The organism is Variovorax sp. 01T439_2, assembly GCF_056398445.1.
Genome location: NZ_JBFTPJ010000775.1, coordinates 1 through 2877, shown reverse-complemented (window position 1 = coordinate 2877; position 2877 = coordinate 1). Strand labels below are relative to the sequence as shown.

The 2877-nt window shown below is 66.2% G+C and carries 3 protein-coding genes and 1 pseudogene; all 4 read right to left on the bottom strand.

The features are described from left to right. Window positions 1–143, bottom strand: a pseudogene (locus AC1DOC_RS27545) (50S ribosomal protein L3 N(5)-glutamine methyltransferase); the annotation flags it as partial. A gap of 61 nt (window positions 144–204) precedes the next feature. Continuing rightward, window positions 205–1380 carry a succinyl-diaminopimelate desuccinylase gene (gene dapE / locus AC1DOC_RS27540; RefSeq protein WP_012747821.1) on the bottom strand — a complete coding sequence of 392 codons (1176 nt, stop codon included), beginning with the start codon at window positions 1378–1380 and terminating at the stop codon, window positions 205–207. Between the two features lie 16 nt (window positions 1381–1396). Next, on the bottom strand, window positions 1397–2545 hold the full coding sequence (locus tag AC1DOC_RS27535; protein WP_478130907.1) for a PilT/PilU family type 4a pilus ATPase: 1149 nt from the start codon (window positions 2543–2545) through the stop codon (window positions 1397–1399). Window positions 2546–2579: 34 nt separating this feature from the next. Continuing rightward, on the bottom strand, window positions 2580–2877 hold a 298-nt coding region (locus tag AC1DOC_RS27530), incomplete at its 5' end, for a DapH/DapD/GlmU-related protein (protein WP_478130906.1).

Sequence of the window (2877 nt, the reverse complement as noted above, 5' to 3'; positions counted from 1 at the left end):
ATGTCGTCCAGCGGCAGCTTCAGGCGCCACAGCACCAGCCAGGCGGCTTCGTCGAAGGCGTTGGCGGTGCCGTGGCCGAAGGCGACCCCGGCCTCTTCCAGCCGCTTGGCGCCGGCCTCGATCAGCTCGATGACAGTGCTCATTGGATGACCTCCGCGCTTCGCGCTGCGGTGCGAGCTTGCTTGGGGCGGCCCGGCGCGGCGCTCATTGGATGAGCGACGCTTCGAGGCGCTCCAGCGTGCGCTTGTAGATGTTCTTCAGCGTCTCGATCTCGGCCACGTCAATGTGCTCGTCGATCTTGTGGATGCTGGCATTGACCGGGCCGAGCTCGACCACCTGCTTGCAGATCTTGGCGATGAAGCGCGCATCGCTGGTGCCGCCGCTGGTCGAGAGCTCGGTGGCGATGCCGGTTTCGTCGGCAATGGCCGCCTGCACCGCGCTGACGAGTTCGCCCGGCGTCGTGAGAAAAGGCAGGCCGCCGATGGTCCAGGCCAGCGTGCAGTCCACGCCGTGCGCATCGAGCACCGCATGCACGCGCTTTTGCAGCGACTCGGGCGTCGATTCGGTCGAGAAGCGGAAATTGAAGTCGATGACCGCACTGCCCGGAATCACGTTGCTCGCGCCGGTGCCCGCATGAAAGTTGCTGATCTGCCAGCTGGTGGGCTGGAAGTACGCATTGCCCGCGTCCCAGCCGCCCGCGGCGTTGATGGCCACCAGCTCCGCCAGTGCGGGCGCCACGGCATGCACCGGGTTCTTCGCGAGGTGCGGGTAGGCGATGTGGCCCTGCACGCCATGGACCGTGAGCTTGCCGCTCATGGTGCCGCGGCGGCCGTTCTTGATCATGTCGCCGCAGCGCTCGACGGCCGTGGGTTCGCCGACGATGCAGTAGTCGATGGTTTCGCCACGCGCGGCCAGCGCGTTGCAGACGATGACCGTGCCATCGACGCCCGGGCCTTCCTCGTCGCTGGTGAGCAGGAGCGCGAGCGTGAGCCTGGGATCGGGCGTGGCCGCAAGGAATTCCTCGATGGAGACCACGAAGGCCGCGACCGATGTCTTCATGTCGCATGCGCCGCGGCCATAGAGCTTGCCGCCGCGGTGGGTGGGCGTGAACGGATGGCTGGTCCACTGCTCGACCGGCCCCGTGGGCACCACGTCGGTGTGGCCTGCGAACACCAGCGTCTTCGTCGGCGCGGTGCCGGCCGGACGGCGCACCGCCCACAGGTTGGTCACGCGAAAATCGGCCGGGCCGCTTTCGATGGTTTCGAGCGTGAAGCCCAGCCGTGCCAGCCGTTCGCCGAGGATCTGTTGGCAGCCCGCATCGTCGGGGGTGACCGAGGGGCGCGAGATGAGTTGTTCGGCGAGCTGGAGGGTACGGGACATCGGGGAAAGGCCGGGTTCAGAACTTCACGTCGAGCGTGATGTCAGTGAAGGTGGGTTCGTCGACCTGGTCCGTCAGGTTGCGGTCTTCGGTCTTCTGCTTGGGCGCGGCGCGGTTCTGCAGCCGCCACATTAGGTTGGTGGGCGAGTCGGCCTGGGYCAGGCCTTCCTCTCGCGTCACGCGCTCTTCGGTGACGAGGCGGGCAATGTCTTCCTCGAAGGTCTGCGAGCCTTCGGCCATCGATTGCTCCATGGCTTCCTTGACGGCGGAGAAGTCGCCCTTTTCGATCAGCTCGGCCACCAGGGCCGTGTTGAGCATGACCTCGAGCGCCGGCACGCGGCCGCCGGTGGGCGTGCGCAGCAGCCGCTGCGACACGATGGCGCGCAGCGCCGAGCCCAGGTCGCCCAGCAGCGTGGGGCGCACTTCGACCGGGAAGAAGCTCAGGATGCGGTTGAGCGCGCGGTAGCTGTTGTTGGCATGCAGCGTGGCCACGCACAGGTGGCCCGACTGCGCATAGGCAATGGCGGCCGTCATGGTTTCGCGGTCGCGGATCTCGCCGATCTGGATCACGTCGGGCGCCTGGCGCAGCGCATTCTTGAGCGCAACCTGCAGCGACTCGGTGTCGCTGCCCACGTCGCGCTGGTTCACCAGCGACTTCTTGTTGGTATAGGTGAACTCGATGGGTTCTTCCACCGTGAGGATGTGGCCCGTGGCGTGCTCGTTGCGGTAGTCGAGCATCGAGGCCAGCGTGGTGGTCTTGCCGGCGCCGGTCGCGCCCACCATCAGGATCAGCCCGCGCTTTTCCATGATGAGCGTCTTGAGGATGTCAGGCAGGTTCAGGTCGGCAAAGCTCGGAATGGTCGAGGCGATGTGCCGCACCACCACCGCATAGCTGCCGCGCTGGCGCATGGCGCTGATGCGGTAGTTGCCGGCGCCCTCGAGCATCACGGCCATGTTGAGTTCGCCGGTTCGCTCCAGCTCCTGGATGCGGGCTTCGGGCACCACCTCGGCCAGCAGCGCGAGCGGCGCGGTGGCCGGCAGCACCTGGGCGTTGATCGGCACGCAGGTGCCGTTGAGGCGGATCAGCACCGGGGAGTGCGCCGAGAGGTAGATGTCGGAGGCCTTGCGCTCGGCCATCAAACGAAGAATCCGCTCCATCATGTTCATCGGTCGCTCTCCTCGGGTGCTGTTGTTTTCTCGATCAGTCGCGCAGCAGGTCGTTCAGGCTGGTCTTGGAACGCGTTTGCGCATCGACCGTCTTGACGATGATCGCCGCGTAGGTGCTGTATTCCTGGCCCGACTTGGTCTTCTTGGGCAGGTTGCCGCTGATCACGACGCTGCCGGACGGCACGCGGCCGAAGGACGTCTCTCCGGTGTCGCGGTTGAAGATGGGCGTGCTCTGGCCGATGTACACACCCATGCCGAGCACCGAGTTTTCCTCGATCACCACGCCCTCGACCACTTCGGAGCGCGCACCGATGAAGCAGTTGTCCTCGATG